16 protein-coding genes and 1 pseudogene are annotated in these 14,273 nt (G+C 74.1%); 7 read left to right on the top strand and 10 right to left on the bottom strand.

Annotated elements, in window-relative coordinates; translation table 11 throughout:
- Window positions 1-56 precede the first annotated feature (56 nt).
- A complete protein-coding gene (locus HCJ94_RS27470; protein ID WP_168003922.1) occupies window positions 57-1,205 on the top strand; it encodes an Mrp/NBP35 family ATP-binding protein in 1,149 nt (382 codons plus the stop codon).
- A gap of 61 nt (window positions 1,206-1,266) precedes the next feature.
- On the opposite strand, the gene HCJ94_RS27465 is transcribed toward HCJ94_RS27470, so the two are convergent.
- The gene (locus HCJ94_RS27465; protein WP_168003921.1) at window positions 1,267-1,692 is read right to left on the bottom strand and encodes a twin-arginine translocase TatA/TatE family subunit; all 426 of its coding nucleotides are present in this window, start codon (window positions 1,690-1,692) and stop codon (window positions 1,267-1,269) included.
- A gap of 72 nt (window positions 1,693-1,764) precedes the next feature.
- Window positions 1,765-3,078 carry a S1C family serine protease gene (locus HCJ94_RS27460; protein WP_168003920.1) on the bottom strand — a complete coding sequence of 438 codons (1,314 nt, stop codon included), beginning with the start codon at window positions 3,076-3,078 and terminating at the stop codon, window positions 1,765-1,767.
- A gap of 288 nt (window positions 3,079-3,366) precedes the next feature.
- On the opposite strand from HCJ94_RS27460, the gene HCJ94_RS27455 reads away from it, so the two are divergent.
- Window positions 3,367-3,954: an O-methyltransferase gene (locus HCJ94_RS27455; protein ID WP_168003919.1), complete on the top strand. Its 588-nt coding sequence runs from the start codon at window positions 3,367-3,369 to the stop codon at window positions 3,952-3,954.
- A gap of 60 nt (window positions 3,955-4,014) precedes the next feature.
- Here the strand turns inward: HCJ94_RS27455 and HCJ94_RS27450 are convergent, their stop codons facing one another.
- Window positions 4,015-5,481 (bottom strand): leucyl aminopeptidase family protein, encoded by a 1,467-nt coding sequence (locus HCJ94_RS27450; RefSeq protein WP_168003918.1) that lies wholly within the window; start codon window positions 5,479-5,481, stop codon window positions 4,015-4,017.
- Window positions 5,482-5,609: 128 nt separating this feature from the next.
- A complete protein-coding gene (locus HCJ94_RS27445) occupies window positions 5,610-5,777 on the bottom strand; it encodes a DUF3117 domain-containing protein (RefSeq protein ID WP_007455245.1) in 168 nt (55 codons plus the stop codon).
- A 190-nt stretch (window positions 5,778-5,967) separates the two neighbouring features.
- On the opposite strand from HCJ94_RS27445, the gene HCJ94_RS27440 reads away from it, so the two are divergent.
- Together HCJ94_RS27440 and HCJ94_RS27435 are read left to right on the top strand one after the other, a co-directional pair.
- Complete coding sequence (locus HCJ94_RS27440) at window positions 5,968-6,786, top strand: PaaX family transcriptional regulator (protein WP_168003917.1); 819 nt, start codon at window positions 5,968-5,970, stop codon at window positions 6,784-6,786.
- 4 nt (window positions 6,787-6,790) lie between these two features.
- A complete protein-coding gene (locus HCJ94_RS27435; RefSeq protein WP_168003916.1) occupies window positions 6,791-7,582 on the top strand; it encodes an enoyl-CoA hydratase-related protein in 792 nt (263 codons plus the stop codon).
- Window positions 7,583-7,618: 36 nt separating this feature from the next.
- Here HCJ94_RS27435 and HCJ94_RS27430 read toward each other — a convergent pair whose 3' ends face one another.
- Window positions 7,619-8,242, bottom strand: a complete 624-nt coding sequence (locus HCJ94_RS27430) for a hypothetical protein (RefSeq protein WP_168003915.1) — start codon at window positions 8,240-8,242, stop codon at window positions 7,619-7,621.
- Between the two features lie 13 nt (window positions 8,243-8,255).
- A complete protein-coding gene (locus HCJ94_RS27425) occupies window positions 8,256-8,837 on the bottom strand; it encodes a DNA-3-methyladenine glycosylase I (RefSeq protein WP_168003914.1) in 582 nt (193 codons plus the stop codon).
- Between the two features lie 123 nt (window positions 8,838-8,960).
- Here HCJ94_RS27425 and HCJ94_RS27420 point away from each other — a divergent pair, with 123 nt between their 5' ends.
- Window positions 8,961-9,866 carry a sterol desaturase family protein gene (locus HCJ94_RS27420; protein WP_168003913.1) on the top strand — a complete coding sequence of 302 codons (906 nt, stop codon included), beginning with the start codon at window positions 8,961-8,963 and terminating at the stop codon, window positions 9,864-9,866.
- A gap of 41 nt (window positions 9,867-9,907) precedes the next feature.
- Here HCJ94_RS27420 and HCJ94_RS27415 read toward each other — a convergent pair whose 3' ends face one another.
- Window positions 9,908-10,405, bottom strand: a complete 498-nt coding sequence (locus HCJ94_RS27415; protein ID WP_168003912.1) for an SRPBCC family protein — start codon at window positions 10,403-10,405, stop codon at window positions 9,908-9,910.
- Complete coding sequence (locus HCJ94_RS27410; RefSeq protein WP_168003911.1) at window positions 10,402-11,088, bottom strand: DivIVA domain-containing protein; 687 nt, start codon at window positions 11,086-11,088, stop codon at window positions 10,402-10,404. Before HCJ94_RS27410 ends, HCJ94_RS27415 begins: the two co-directional genes overlap by 4 nt.
- Before the next feature lie 155 nt (window positions 11,089-11,243).
- Between HCJ94_RS27410 and folP the strand changes: the two genes are divergently transcribed.
- Window positions 11,244-12,113, top strand: a complete 870-nt coding sequence (gene folP, locus HCJ94_RS27405) for a dihydropteroate synthase (protein ID WP_168003910.1) — start codon at window positions 11,244-11,246, stop codon at window positions 12,111-12,113.
- Between the two features lie 49 nt (window positions 12,114-12,162).
- Here the strand turns inward: folP and ndhC are convergent, their stop codons facing one another.
- A complete protein-coding gene (ndhC, locus tag HCJ94_RS27400) occupies window positions 12,163-12,540 on the bottom strand; it encodes an NADH-quinone oxidoreductase subunit A (protein WP_168003909.1) in 378 nt (125 codons plus the stop codon).
- A 134-nt stretch (window positions 12,541-12,674) separates the two neighbouring features.
- Here ndhC and HCJ94_RS27395 point away from each other — a divergent pair, with 134 nt between their 5' ends.
- On the top strand, window positions 12,675-14,087 hold the full coding sequence (locus HCJ94_RS27395; protein ID WP_168003908.1) for a hypothetical protein: 1,413 nt from the start codon (window positions 12,675-12,677) through the stop codon (window positions 14,085-14,087).
- A gap of 68 nt (window positions 14,088-14,155) precedes the next feature.
- On the opposite strand, the pseudogene HCJ94_RS27390 reads toward HCJ94_RS27395, so the two are convergent.
- Window positions 14,156-14,273: pseudogene (locus HCJ94_RS27390) on the bottom strand (C39 family peptidase); the annotation flags it as partial.

Raw genomic sequence — 14,273 nt, 5'->3', positions numbered from 1 at the left:
CACACCGGCCCCCGCCAGCGGCGGTGACGGATCCCCGCCGACGTAGCATTGCGGGCATGTCAGCACCCGTCAGCACCGTCTCCGACGCGATCCAGGCCGCCCTGGCCACCGTCAACGACCCGGAGATCCGCCGGCCCATCACGGAGCTCGGCATGGTCCGCTCCGCCACGGTCGGCGACGACGGTGTCGTCCGGGTCGAGCTGCTGCTCACCGTGGCCGGTTGCCCGCTGAAGGACAAGCTGCGGAATGACATCACCGCCGCCGTCGGCGCGGTGCCCGGCGTGACCGGCGTGGAGATCGAGTTCGGCGTGATGAGCCCGGAGCAGCGCCAGGAACTCCAGGCGAAGCTGCGCGGCGGTGCCGCCACCGAGGAGCCGGTGATCCCGTTCGCCCAGCCCGGCTCCCGCACCCGGGTGTACGCGGTCGCCAGCGGCAAGGGCGGCGTCGGCAAGTCCAGCGTCACGGTCAACCTGGCGGCGGCGCTGGCCGCCCGCGGGCTCTCCGTCGGTGTGGTCGACGCCGACATCTACGGCCACTCGGTGCCCCGGATGCTCGGTGCCGACGGCCGGCCCACCCGCGTCGAGGACATGATCATGCCGCCGCAGTCGCACGGCGTGAAGGTCATCTCGATCGGCATGTTCACCGCCGGCAACGCCGCCGTCGTCTGGCGCGGCCCGATGCTGCACCGGGCGTTGCAGCAGTTCCTCGCCGACGTGTACTGGGGCGACCTGGACGTGCTCCTGCTCGACCTGCCGCCGGGCACCGGCGACGTGGCGATCTCCCTGGCCCAGCTGCTGCCCAACTCCGAGATCCTGGTGGTCACCACGCCGCAGGCCGCCGCCGCCGAGGTGGCGGAGCGGGCCGGCGCGATCGCGCTGCAGACCCACCAGCGCGTGGTCGGTGTGATCGAGAACATGTCGTGGCTGGAGCTGCCGGACGGCTCGCGGATGGAGGTCTTCGGCGCCGGTGGCGGCCAGACCGTCGCCGAGTCGCTGACCCGGACGATCGGCGCGCAGGTGCCGCTGCTGGGTCAGATCCCGCTCGACACGCGGGTCCGTGAGGCCGGCGACGAGGGCAACCCGATCGTGCTGGCCGAGCCGGAGTCGCCGGCCGCGAAGGCCCTGGGCCAGGTCGCCGACCGGCTCGCCGTCCGGCGGGAGTCGCTGCTCGGCAAGCCGCTGGGTCTCAAGCCCGCCGGCCGCTGACGCCCGCCGGGCCCACGCCCGGCCCGGCCGAGCTCTCTTGTCTTGGGGTGGGGGCCGCCGGTCAGGTGGCGTCGTCGTAGCTGACGCGGGGGGCCGGGGCGGCGGGGGCACCGCCGGTGGCGGTGGTCGGCCGGCGCCCGTTCGACCGTACGTCCGCGGCGGCGGCGGCGTCCTTCAGCTCGTCGTGCACGCCGGTGACGTCGGCACGCAGGTTGTCGTAGACGCCCTGCAACGGCTTCCGGATGGCCGCCTCGTCCTCCTCGCTGAGCAGGTGCTTGCGGATGAACGCCTTGGGGTGCAGATCCTCCAGCTGGATGTCGGTGCCCAGCTCCCGGCTCAGGTCGCTGGTGGCGTTGGTCGCCATCCGGCGTAGGTTGCGCACCATCCGGAGGCCGTCGTTGATGACGGCAGGCAGCCGGTCACCGAAGATCAGCAGCGCCAGGAGCAGCAGCGCACCGATCTCCCACCAGTTCAGGTTGTCGAACACTGCGCGGGCCTCCTCTCGGCGTCACCGCAAGCCTACGCACGTCGTACGCCACCCGGGGAGGGGGTGAGGGCGTCACTTCGCGTCTGCGGCGAGCGTCACCGAGGTGTTCTGCTGGGACGAGCCCCGACGGTACTCGACGGTCACCACGGAACCGGGCGCGAACTTGCGGACCAGGGCGATCAGGTCGGTGGGCTCGGTCATCGGGCGCCCGTTCAGCTTGAGGATCACGTCGCCGGCCTTCAGCCCGGCACCCGCGGCCGGGCCGGACGGCTCCACCGAGTTCAGCCGTACGCCGGCGCCGGCTCCCAGCCCGGGGCCACCGACCTGGGCGCCGATCACCGTGCGCCGGGCCTTGCCGGTGCCGATGATGTCCTGGGTGATCCGTTTGGCCTGGTTGATCGGGATGGCGAAGGCGAGCCCGATGTTGCCGGCCTCCTGCCCGTCCGCCACGAGTGACTTGATCGTGGAGTTGACCCCGATCACCCGGCCGGCACCGTCGACCAGTGGGCCGCCGGAGTTGCCGTGGTTGACCGCCGCGTCGGTCTGGATGGCCGCGTAGTAGCGGGTCGGGCCGCCCGGCTCACCCGCCTGCATGGTGCGGTCGAGCGCGCTGATGATGCCGGCGGTGACGGTGTTGGCCAGCGAGAGCGGCGAGCCGATGGCGAGCACCGGGTCGCCCACGGCCAGCGCGTCGGAGTCGCCGAACTCCACCGGGCGCAGGCCGCTCTTGGCGACCTTGATGACCGCGATGTCGGATTCCGGGTCCTGCCCGACGACGGTGGCGGGGGCCGTGCTGCCGTCGTTGAAGACCACCGAGGCCCGGCCGGTCGCACCCGCCACCACGTGGTCGTTGGTGATCACATGGCCGTCGGCGGTGGCGACGAACCCGGAGCCCTCGCTCGTCCCGCCGAGGCTGGCCACACGCACCGTCACCACGCTCGGCAGCACCCGTTCCGCCACCCCGGCCAGGGACTCCGGCTTCCGCTGCGCCAACTCCGGCGGCTGCACCGGGCCGGCACCGAGCACCGGGCCGGCGCCACCGCCGCCGCGGATCGCGAACGCGTACCCGAGGGCACCACCCAGCGCGCCCGCGAGCAGGGCGGTGATCAGCGGGATGAGCAGCAGGTGCCGCAGCGCGGGCCGGCCGGGGGCGTCCGGGTCGGTCACCGGCTCCGGCTGCCCGGCGGAGGCCGGTGCCGCGGGCACCACCACGGCCGCGGGCGCGGCCGGGTCGCGCCACGGGTCGGCGAGCGCGTCGGACCACCAGGGGGAGGCCGTGCCACCGGCAGCCTCCGGCGGCGACACCGCCGGAGGGTGCGCGGGCGGCGGCGGGCCCGCCGGTCCGGGGCTCGTCCCGGGCTGGCGCCAGTCCCAGCCGTCGGTCACGTCGTTGCCTCCCACTCGTCCCCGGGCCCGTCCACGCGGCCCTCGGGCCACCCCGTCCGATCGGACGGACACCGCTTCCAGGATTACACGGATGCCGTGGGTGGAGTCAGCGGTTGCCACGCGTGATCGTCGATGCCGGGACGCGCGGCTGCGCCCGTCACGTGTCACATCTAGGCTCACAGTGCCCACTCGCCCCGTACCACATGTGCCGTCCGGAGGTGTCCCATCGCCACGGTCGCCGGTTCCGGCCCCTCGACGACCCAGGCCCTGCAGTTCGCCGAGTCGTACGTGACCGAGGATCTCGTGCTCCGCACGGCCCGCAGTCTCGCCCGTGAGGTCGGCCTCGACGCGGTCACGCCCGGCGCCGGCGCGGCGCTGCGGTTGCTGGCCGCCGCGGGGAACGCGCGCGCGGTCGTGGAGATCGGCACCGGAACCGGGGTCAGCGGCCTCTGGCTGCTGCGCGGGATGCGTCCCGACGGCGTGCTCACCACCATCGACGTCGAGGTGGAGCATCAGCGGATCGCCCGGCGGATCTTCGTCGAGGCGGGCTTCCCCGCCGGCCGGACGCGGATCATCACCGGCCGGGCGCTGGACGTGCTCCCCCGCCTCGCTGACGGGGCGTACGACCTGGTCTTCGTGGACGCCGAGTCGACCGGCTTCGCCGCCTGCGTGGACGCCGCCCAGCGGCTGTTGCGTCCGGGCGGTGTGCTCGCGCTCAACGGCACGCTGGCCGGCGGCCGGATCGGCGACCCGGCGGCCCGGGACGTCGAGACGGTGACCATCCGGGAGACGGTCAAGGCGATCCGCGAGTCGGAGCACTGGATCCCCGCCCTGCTGCCGGTCGGCCACGGCCTGCTCGCCGCCGTGCGCTGCTGAACGCGCCGCCGCCGGTCCGGCAACCGGCGCGGACGGCTCGCGCACGCGCCGTCGGTCGGCTCAGCCGAGTGTGGCGAGCCAGCGCAGCAGCGAGCGTACGCCCCAACCGGTCGCGCCCCGCGTCAGCTCGGCGTCGTCGCCGTCGGACCAGGACGGCGCCGACATGTCGACGTGCACCCACCGGTCGCGCAGCTCGCCGGTGAACTCGCGCAGGTACAGGGCCGCCACCACCGACCCGGCGCCCTGGGTCGGCGCACTGTACAGGTCGGCGAGGTCGCTGCCCAGGTACTCGACGTAGTCGGCGGGCAGCGGCATCCGCCACGCCGCCTCGCCGGCCGCCTCGACCGCCGCCAGCACGTCCCCGGCGAGCCGGTCGTTCTCGCTGTAGAGGGCGCCGGTCCGCTTGCCCAGCGCCACCGCGTTCGCCCCGGTCAGCGTGGCCAGGTCGATCAGCACGTCGGGACGCAGCTCGCGGACCGCGTACGCGAGCGCGTCGGCGAGGACCAGCCGCCCCTCGGCGTCGGAGTTGGTGGTCTCGCTGGTCAGGCCGCCGTAGTGGTGGACGATGTCGCCCGGCCGGAACGCGGCGCCGCTGACCATGTTCTCGGCGAGCGGGGCGAGCGTGGTGACCCGCACCGGAAGCCGCAGCGCGGCCGCGCCCAGCGTCGCCGCGACCACCGCCGCCGCACCGGCCATGTCCTTGCGCATGAGCTTCATGGCCGGCACCGGCTTGATCGAGATGCCGCCGGTGTCGAAGGTGATGCCCTTGCCGACCAGCACCACGTGGGTCCGCGCGTCGGCCGGGCGCCAGTCCAGCTCGACCAGCCGGGGGCCCTTGGCCGAGCCGGAGCCCACGGCGAGGATCCCGCCGAAGCCCTCGGCGGCCAGGTCCTGCGGTGCCCGGACCCGCAGGCGCAGGTCGGGCAGCTCGGCGGCGGCGTCGGCCACCTGGTCGGCGAACCACTCCGGGTTCTTCACCGACGACGGCATGTTGACCAGGTCGCGGGCGAGCCGGGTCATCGCGGCGGTCGTACGGGCCACCTCGACCACGTCGGCGTACGCGGCCGGGTCGGTCACGAGCAGGTCGACCGCGGCCAGCGCCGGGGCCTTCTCGTCGGCCCCGAGCCGGAACCGGTACGACGCCAGCAGCAGCCCCTCGACGAGCCCGCGGATCGCCCCTGCGGAGACGTCGGCCGGCAGCGCGAGTGTGACCTGGCTCTCATCCCTGGCCGTGCGGGCGAGGGCGGCGCCGGCCTTACGCCAGGCGGCCTCGTCGCCCGCCCCGACGCCGAGCAGCAGCAGCCGGCCCGGGACGGCCCCGGGCCGGACCTGGGTCCAGACCTCGCCGGGGGTGCCGGCCAGCCGGGCCGCCGGCGCCAGGGCGACCGCCTCGTCGGCCACGCCGTCGGGCAGGGCCGCGGCTACGGGCAGCGGCTCCGCCGGCGACTCCGCCCCGGTGGCCGGTCGGACGGGCAGGGCCAGGACGTCGAGTCGATCAGGGTCGGCGAGCAGACGGATGGCGAGCACGCGGCGCCGTACCTCCCGAAGAGCGTGCGGAGCGGCACTCCGCGGAGATGAAGACCCTGAGCCACCGGCGGGGCCGGTGGCTCAGGGGTGGACGGATCGCCCGCGCGGGCACGCGGACCGATCCACGGTCAGCCGGCGGCTGCCTTCAGCGCGTCACCGAGCGCGTTGGCCTCGTCGGGAGTCATCTCGACGACGAGCCGGCCACCGCCCTCCAGCGGGACCCGCATGACGATGCCCCGGCCCTCCTTGGTGACTTCCAGCGGACCGTCGCCCGTCCGCGGCTTCATCGCCGCCATGTTGTCTCCCCTCAGACCTGAACCAGGGTCGGTGGGTTGCCCCACAGCCACTTCGCCATGACCTCCCGCAACCTGTGCGGGGGTGTCGACCAACGATTTTCCCTGATGAACACCGCCGGACCCAAACCGAGGCAGCATTGATGTAACAGCATCTAGCTTATCTTGAGAAGGCCTGTCACAATGTGCGGTCATGCAGGCACGGTCGGCACTCTTCGACCTGTACGGTGACTACCTCCGGCCCCGGGGCGGCCGGGCGCCGGTCGCCGCCCTGGTCAAGCTGCTGGCGCCGCTCGGCATCGCGCCGCCCGCGGTGCGGACGGCGGTCTCGCGGATGGTGCGCCAGGGCTGGCTCGAACCGCTCCGGATGGCGTCCGGGCCGGGCTACGCGATCACACCAAAAGCCGCCCGTCGGCTCGACGAGGCGGCGGCGCGAATCTACCGCACCGGCCGGATCACCTGGGACGGGCGGTTCGACCTGCTCGTCCTGGAGGCGCCGGCCTCCCGGCGGGAACGGCAGCGCCTCGCCGCCAACCTGAGCTTCCTCGGCTACGGCACCCTCGACGAGTGCACCTGGGTGGCGACCCGCCCCGGCGAGGACGTGGACCTGCTGCTGGAGGAGGCGGGGGTGCGCTACGAGCGGTTCACCGCCGCCCACTCCGCCGGCACACCGGGGGCGATGGGCGTCGTCCGCCGGGCATGGGACCTGGCCGAGATCGGCCGGGCGTACGAGCAGTTCGTGGCCGAGCAGCGCCCTCTCCTGTCCGGCGTGACCGTCCGCAGCCCGGACGAGGAGGCGTACGCGGCCCGGTTCCGGCTCGTGCACGCGTGGCGTACCTTCCTGTTCCGGGACCCGCAGCTGCCGCCGGCACTGCTCCCCGAACGCTGGCCCGGCACCGCCGCGGCCAGCTTCTTCGACCGGCACGCGGCCCGGCTGCGGCCGGCCGCCGACCGGTACGTCGAGCACTGCCTCGACTCCGGCAACCGCATCGCGCGACAGAAGGGTCGTTGACACCGTGACCGAGCCGCTGCTCGTCGACCGCACCGACGCCGTCGTCACCCTGACGCTGAACCGGCCGACGGCCATGAACGCCCTCGACGTGGCGCTCAAGGAGGCTCTGCGGGACACCCTCGCCGAGCTGGAGACCGACCGGTCCTGCCGGGCGGTGGTGCTGGCCGGGGCGGGCGGCTCGTTCTCCGCCGGGCAGGACCTGCGCGAGCACGTGAAGACCCTGGAGTCGACCGAGGGCAACCCGCTCGACACCGTCCGGGCGCACTACAACCCGATCGCCGCCCGGCTGGCGAACCTGCCCAAGCCGGTCGTCGCCGCCGTGCGCGGCATGGCCGCCGGCGCGGGCGCCTCGCTGGCCTTCCTCGCCGACATCCGCATCGGCGGGCCCTCGACCAGCTTCCTGATGGCGTTCGCCAAGGTCGGACTCGCCGCCGACACCGGCGCGTCGTGGACGCTGCCCCGGCTGGTCGGCCACGCCAAGGCCGTCGAGCTGCTGATGCTCGCCGAGCCGGTACGCGCCGAGGCGGCCTGCCAGCTGGGCCTGCTCAACCGGATGGTCGCCGACGACGAGGAGGTGCTGCCGGCCGCCCAGGAGCTGGCCGCCCGGCTCGCCGCCGGCCCGACCGTCGCGTACGGGGCCATCAAGCGGCAGCTCTCCATCGCCGACGCGGGCACCCTCGCCGACGCCCTCGCGGCCGAGGCTCAGGCGCAGTCGATCTGCGGGGCCACCGCCGACCACCGCTCGGCCACCATGGCGTTCGTCAACAAGCAGAAGCCGGTCTTCGAGGGTCACTGAGGCGCCGGGGCCGCGTCCGGTCGGACCGGGTGCGGCTCAGTCGTCCTCCTCCGGATCCTGGTTGGCCTCCTCGCCGAGGACGAACGCCTGCATCGCCAGCTCGTCGCCGGAGGGCGAGACGAACGCGGGCAGCTCGCGGGGGCCCAGCTCCTGCACGTACGACCAGAACAGCCGGACCGCCTCCGCCGGCGACGCGGCCTCGATCGGCAGGTCCAGGCTGACCAGCCAGGTCCGCCGTGGCGGGGGCGGCCCGAGCCGGGCGGCCAGCTCGCGGAACGCGGCCGGGGCCAGCGCGGTGACCGGCCCGTCCAGCTCCAGCGCGTCGGCGGGCACCGGCTCGTCGAAGGCCCGCCGGGTGTACGCGACCACGAGCCGCGGCTCGACCCGGTCGGACAGCGGGTCCTCCGGCACCTCCGGCCGGCGGTCGCCGGCGTCGCTGACCCGACCCAGCGCGACCAGCCGGGGCGGCTCGTCGGCCAGCACCGCGACCTGGTCGCCGGGGCGGGGCCGGGGCCCGTCGGAGAGCCCGGTCAGTTCCAGGGTGTCGTGGTGGACGAGCCGTTCGGCCTCGTACCGGTCGGGCGGCAGCAGCACGGCCCAGGTGTCCGTGCCGTCGGCGTGGGTCGTCCGGTCGGTCCGGTACGCGGCGTCGGTCGTCATGCTCCCCATCCCATCACGTCGCCTCCGGAGCGGACACGTGGCAGCCGGCCAGGTGGTCGTCGACCATGCCGGTGGCCTGCATCAGCGCGTACGCCGTGGTCGGGCCGACGAAGCGGAAGCCCCGCTTCTTGAGCGCCTTGGCCATCGCGGTGGACTCGGCGGTCAGCGCCGGAACCTCGGCGAACGAGGTCGGGCGCGCCGGGCGGGGCGGCGGGGCGAAGGACCAGAGCAGGGCGGAGAGCCCGTCCGGCAGGTCCAGCGCGGCGCGCGCGTTGGCGATCGCCGCCTCGATCTTGGCGCGGTTGCGGACGATGCCCGCGTCGGCGAGCAGGCGGGCGATGTCCGTCTCGGCGAAGGCGGCCACCGACTCGATCCGGAACCCGTCGAACGCCTGCCGGAACGCCGGCCGCTTCCGCAGGATGGTGAGCCAGGACAGGCCGGACTGGAACGCCTCCAACGTCATCCGCTCGTAGAGCGCGTCGTCGCCGCACAGCGGCCGGCCCCACTCGGTGTCGTGGTAGACGGCGTAGTCGGGAGTGCTCGCTCCCCAGGCGCAGCGCGGCAGCCCGTCGGCGCCGATCACCAGGTCAGTCACGCGCTAACGCTAGGCCAGCCCACCGACACACCCGTTGCCTGGAGGCCCGGCGCTGCCTATGGTGCTCGTTACCACGCGGTAGCTGTGACGGTCGGCACAGGAACGGCACGGGGAGGCGCCGAGATGAAGGATTTCCCGGACGTCATCACCTGGTCGATCCCGGCCTTCCTGCTGCTCGTCGTGCTGGAGCGGATCTCGTACCTGATCCACCGCGACGACGACGAGGTGGGCTACGGCGCCGCCGACACGGCGACCAGCCTCGCCATGGGGCTGGGCAGTGTCTTCACCGACCTCCTCTGGAAGGTCCCGATCGCGGCCGCGTACGCGCTGCTCTACACGCTCACGCCGCTGCGGATCGCCGAGGTGTGGTGGACCTGGCCGCTGATCCTGCTGGGCCAGGACTTCTGCTACTACTGGTCGCACCGCGGCCACCACGTCATCCGCATCCTGTGGGCGTCGCACGTCGTGCACCACTCGTCGCAGCGGTTCAACCTCTCCACCGCGCTGCGCCAGCCCTGGACGGGCCTCACCAGCTGGATCTTCTACATCCCGCTGATCCTCGCCGGCGTCCACCCGGCCGTGCTGGCGTTCTGTGGTTCGCTCAACCTGCTCTACCAGTTCTGGATCCACACCGAGCGGATCGACCGGCTGCCCCGCTGGTACGAGTTCGTGTTCAACACCCCGTCGCACCACCGGGTCCACCACGCCTCCCAGGGCGGCTACCTGGATCGCAACTTCGGCGGCATCCTGATCGTCTGGGACCGGCTCTTCGGTACGTTCGCGGCGGAGTGGGAGCGCTGCGTCTACGGCCTGACCAAGAACATCGCCACCTACAACCCGGTCCGGGTGGCCTTCCACGAGTACGCCGCGATCGCCCGTGACGTGCGCGCGGCGACGAGTTGGCGGAACCGGGCGGCGCACCTGTTCCGTACGCCCGGCTGGCAGCCGGAGCCGGCGGTCGCGGCGCAGGACCCGGCGGTCGTCGCACCGGCGTCGGCCACGCCGCCCGCACCCGCGACGACCTCCTGACCACCCGGTCGCCGCCTCTGCTCGGCGGCGGATCTCGACGGTCAGGGAAGGCGGCCCTGTTCGACCATCCGGCCGAAGCGCTTGAGCGCCTGGGTGAGGCCGACCTTCGACCCGGGCCACAGCAGCGGCCAGACGACCCGTCCGGCGGGCCCGCCGGGCAGGTGGAACCACTCGTGCCAGACGACCTGCGTCCGGTCCCCGGCCAGCGGTGTGCAGCGCAGCACGCCCGGGCCGCGCAGCAGCTTCCCGCAGTGCACCACGCCGACCTCGTACGGCGCGTCCACTCGGACCACCCGCATCTCGTCGCGGAGCGCGGCCGGCCCGACCGCGGTGACGGCCTCCACCAGGCTGCCCTCGCCCCCGTCGCCCTCGACCACCCGCACCCGCGTGAAGGGGATCCAGTCCGACTGGCGTTCCCAGGCGGTCAGGGCCGCGAAGACCTGTTCCGCGGGCGCCTTGACGATCACGGTGGCGGTGACCTCGGCGGCGCCGGGTTGCGCCGCCTCGCGAAGGTTGTCCGCGCCGTCCGCCGCCGTCACGCCGGCTCCGAGCGCACCACCGGGCCGTGCTCGCCGAGCTGGCCCGTCCTGGCCGCGCCGGCCGGAGCGCCGTTGCGGTCGGCCGCGTCGGCCGGCCCGCTGGTGCGGTCGGCCGCGTCGGCCGGCGCGCTGGTGCCCTCGGCCTCGTCGGCAGGCGCGGTGGTGGGGTCGGTCGGGTCGGCAGGCGTGGTGACGCGGTCGGTCGGGTCGGCCGGAGCGTCGGACCGGTCGGTGGCCGGGAGTCGGGTGTCGGCCGGGCTCACGGTCGGTGTGCCGGTGTCGTCCGGGTCGGCGGGCGGGAGAGCCGTAGCGTCGGGCTGCGCACCGGCCGCCTTCTCGCGGGCGCTGCGCAGCGCGTCGGCTTCGGCGGTGCGCCCCTCGCGCAACGCCGCGACCTCCGCCTCCAGCACGCCGATCAGCTCCGACTTGTAGCCGATGTCGTACGCCGCCCGGCGCATCGCCTGGTCGACCTGGGCCATCCGGTACCCGCGCAGGGCCGTGTCGAACCGGACCTCCCCGACATCGGACTCGCGCAGTGGGCGAGTCCCGGGCAGGGGGACGGCCTTTCCGTCCGGCTCGGCCGGCGCGAGGCCCGGATCCCGACCGGTGACCAGCACCGTCACCCCGAACACGACCGCCGCGACGGTCAGCGCCACGACCAGCAGGAGCAGAACCTGACCCATGCACAGATCGTGGCATGTCGAACGGACCGGGGCGACCCCACCACCCCAGCGACTCCTCACCTGCGGCGACGGACGACCGGTCGGTCCGGTCGCCCGGGCACCGGCTAGCGTCGTGGTGGCCGGACGGCCGGCGGTGGAGATCCTCGGGAGGCGGGATGGCGGGCGCGCTTCGGCTCGGCGGGCGGACGTTCGGCCCCGGCGAGCTGGTGGTCATGGCGATCGTCAACCGCACGCCGGACTCGTTCTTCGACCGGGGGGCGACCTTCGCCCAGGACAGCGCGCTTCGCGCGGTCGAGCGCGCGGTCGCCGACGGCGCCGAGATCATCGACATCGGCGGGGTCAAGGCCGGCCCGGGAGCCGAGGTGGACGCGACGGAGGAGATCCGCCGCACCGTCGACACCATCGCCGCCGTGCGGGCCGCCTTCCCCCACGTGGTGATCTCGATCGACACCTGGCGTGCCGAGGTGGCGGTGGAGGCGGTCGCCGCGGGCGCGGACCTGCTGAACGACACGTGGTCGGGCGCCGACCCGGCGCTGGCCCGGGTCGCGGCCGAGACCGGCGCGGGACTGGTCTGCTCGCACGCGGGCGGGCTGACGCCTCGGACCCGGCCGCATCGGGCCGCCTTCGACGACGTGGTGGCGGACGTGGTCGAGACGGTGACCGGGCTCGCCGAGCGTGCGGTCGGGCTGGGTGTACGGCGGGACGGCATCCTCATCGACCCCGCGCACGACTTCGGCAAGAACACCCGTCACTCACTGGAGATCACCCGCCGGCTGGACGAGCTGGCCGGGACGGGTTGGCCGCTGCTGGTCGCCCTGTCGAACAAGGACTTCGTGGGCGAGACGCTGGACCTGCCCGTCGCCGAGCGGCTGGAGGGCACGCTCGCCGCCACCGCGATCTCGGCATGGCTCGGCGCCCGGGTGTTCCGCGCGCACCAGGTCCGGCCGACCCGCCGCGTCCTCGACATGGTGGCCTCGATCCGGGGTGACCGCCCGCCGACGCTGACGCGGCGCGGGCTGGCCTGACCGTCGCCCTGTCACCACGCCCGGCACCGGCCGCGCGGGTGGGCCGGCGTCAGGTCCAGCGCAGGATGTTCTTCCGCCAGGCGTAGAGGATGCCCAGCGCCAGCACCGCCACGAACACCGCCATCTCGACGACGGTGACCAGACCGAACCCGGGTCGGTCGAACACGACCGCCCAGGGGAAGAGGAACACGGCCTCCACCGCGAACAAGACGTAGAGGTACGCGTACACGTAGTAACGGATCTGCACCTGTGCCCAGTCGGCGCCGACCGGATCCAGCCCGCATTCGTAGGTGGTCCGCTTGCCCGCCGGCTCGGCCGGACGGGCGGGACGTAACACCCGATTGGCTGAGAACGCAGTAACGAAAAAGAGGAGGCTGGCGAGGAGCAGCAGCCCGAGCGTCGCGTACGAGCCCAGGTAACCGGTCACGGTGGGTCAGCCTACCGGTCCGACCCCGGAGCCCGCACCGAACACGTTACGGATTTGTTTCCCGACAGTACTAGTGCCTCCAGGCAACAAGTACCGAACATTGACTCTTCACTCATCGTCACCACGGAGGACTGATGGCCCGCGTGGACCAACCAGCCGGACGCCGCACGCGCGACCCGCGTACGACGTGCCGGCTGGCCGCCTCGTTGGCGGTCGCGCTGACCGTCGCCGCGATGCCGGGGTGGGCCACCGTCGCCCCGGTCCTCGACCGCGTCGCCGTCGCGACCACCGAGCCGACCGAGCCCGGTGGGGGTGCGACCGAGCCGGGTGGGGAGACGCCGACCGGCGCACCGACCTCGACCGAGCCGGCGCCGACCAGCCCGCCGCCCACGACGGCGGAGCCGACGTCGACCGCTCCGACCGGCGACCCCGCGCCGACCACCACCCAGCCCCCGGATCCGGCCCCGGTCACGACCGCCCCCACCACGGCCGCCCCGACGACCGCGGCTCCGCCACCGCCGCCTCCGCCGGTCCAGCCTCCCGCGCCGGGCGGAAGCGCCCCGCTCGGCGTGAGCGTGAGCACCGGCGACGTCGTGCTCACCTCCGCGTACTGGAACGCCCGGTCCACCGTGACCACCCTGCGGGTGACCGTCACCAACACGGGCGGCATCACCGAGCGGATCCGCCTCGCGTACACCCTGCCGGCCGGGATCACCGACGCCGGCACGAAGGGATGCGCCGCCACGGGCGGCGGCGGGCACCAGTGCGGCGCGTGGACCAGCGCACCGGGCTCCCGGTTCAGCACCGACCTGCGGCTGCGGGTGAGCGGCGACGCCTGGCGGCGGATGCCGCTGAGCGGTTCCGTGCGGGTCACGGCGACCGCGCCGGGGGCCGCACCGGTGAGCGACAACCAGGGCTTCGCCGTCCTCTTCCCGGCCGGCCCGCCGGCCGCCGGCATCAAGTTGGAGGCGGACGAGGTCACCTTCGACGGCGGCGGCGCGGCGAGCGCGCTGCGGGTACGGCTCGGCAACACCGGCTCCGTGGACGCCAGCGGCCGCGTCGAGGTGGTCCTCCCGGCGGGGGTGACCGTGCCGACCCCGCCGCCCGGCTGCGTCGCCGTCGAGCTCACCCGTACGCGGTGCGTGGTCGGCACCGTCCGCGCCGGTCGCACGACCGACCTGCGGCTGCCGGTGACGGCCACACCCGAGGCCCAGCGGGACGCACCGCTCGCCGGCGCGGTCGTCGGCAAGCTCGACCCGCGCAGCGGCAAGTCCCGGCAGGTCCAGATGAGTTTCCGGATCGTCGCCGCCGCCGCCCTGGCCACGCCGGTGGCGTCGCCGCCCGCGCCGGTTGAGTCCCAGGGAGTCCTGCCCGTCGGTGCGCCGGACGACGACGCCGGCGGGATGAGTTCGGTGCAGCGCACCGCCGTCATCCTGATCGCCGTGTCCACCCTGCTGGTGGTGGCGGCCCTCGCTCTCGCGACCACCTCGCTGCGGCGCCGGATGACCGAGCCGGTCACCGGTCCGACGCCGCCGGCCGCGGAGTAGGCCGTCGGGTACGACGAAAAGGCCGGCCCCCGAGGTGGGGGCCGGCCCTTGTCGTGTGTGTCGGTGTGTCAGGAGGTGGCGTAGCCGCGGGTGGCGATCCAGTCGGCGAGGGCCTCGGTGGTCATCCAGTACGAGGCAGTGGCCGGGTTGGCCGAGTCGGCGATCTTCACCTGCTCACCGCCGTCA

Origin of the sequence: Micromonospora thermarum (assembly GCF_012034245.1) — a bacterium.
Lineage (GTDB): Bacteria > Actinomycetota > Actinomycetes > Mycobacteriales > Micromonosporaceae > Micromonospora > Micromonospora thermarum.
Note: the sequence above shows the minus strand (reverse complement) of the source record. Positions and strands in the feature narration are given on the sequence as shown.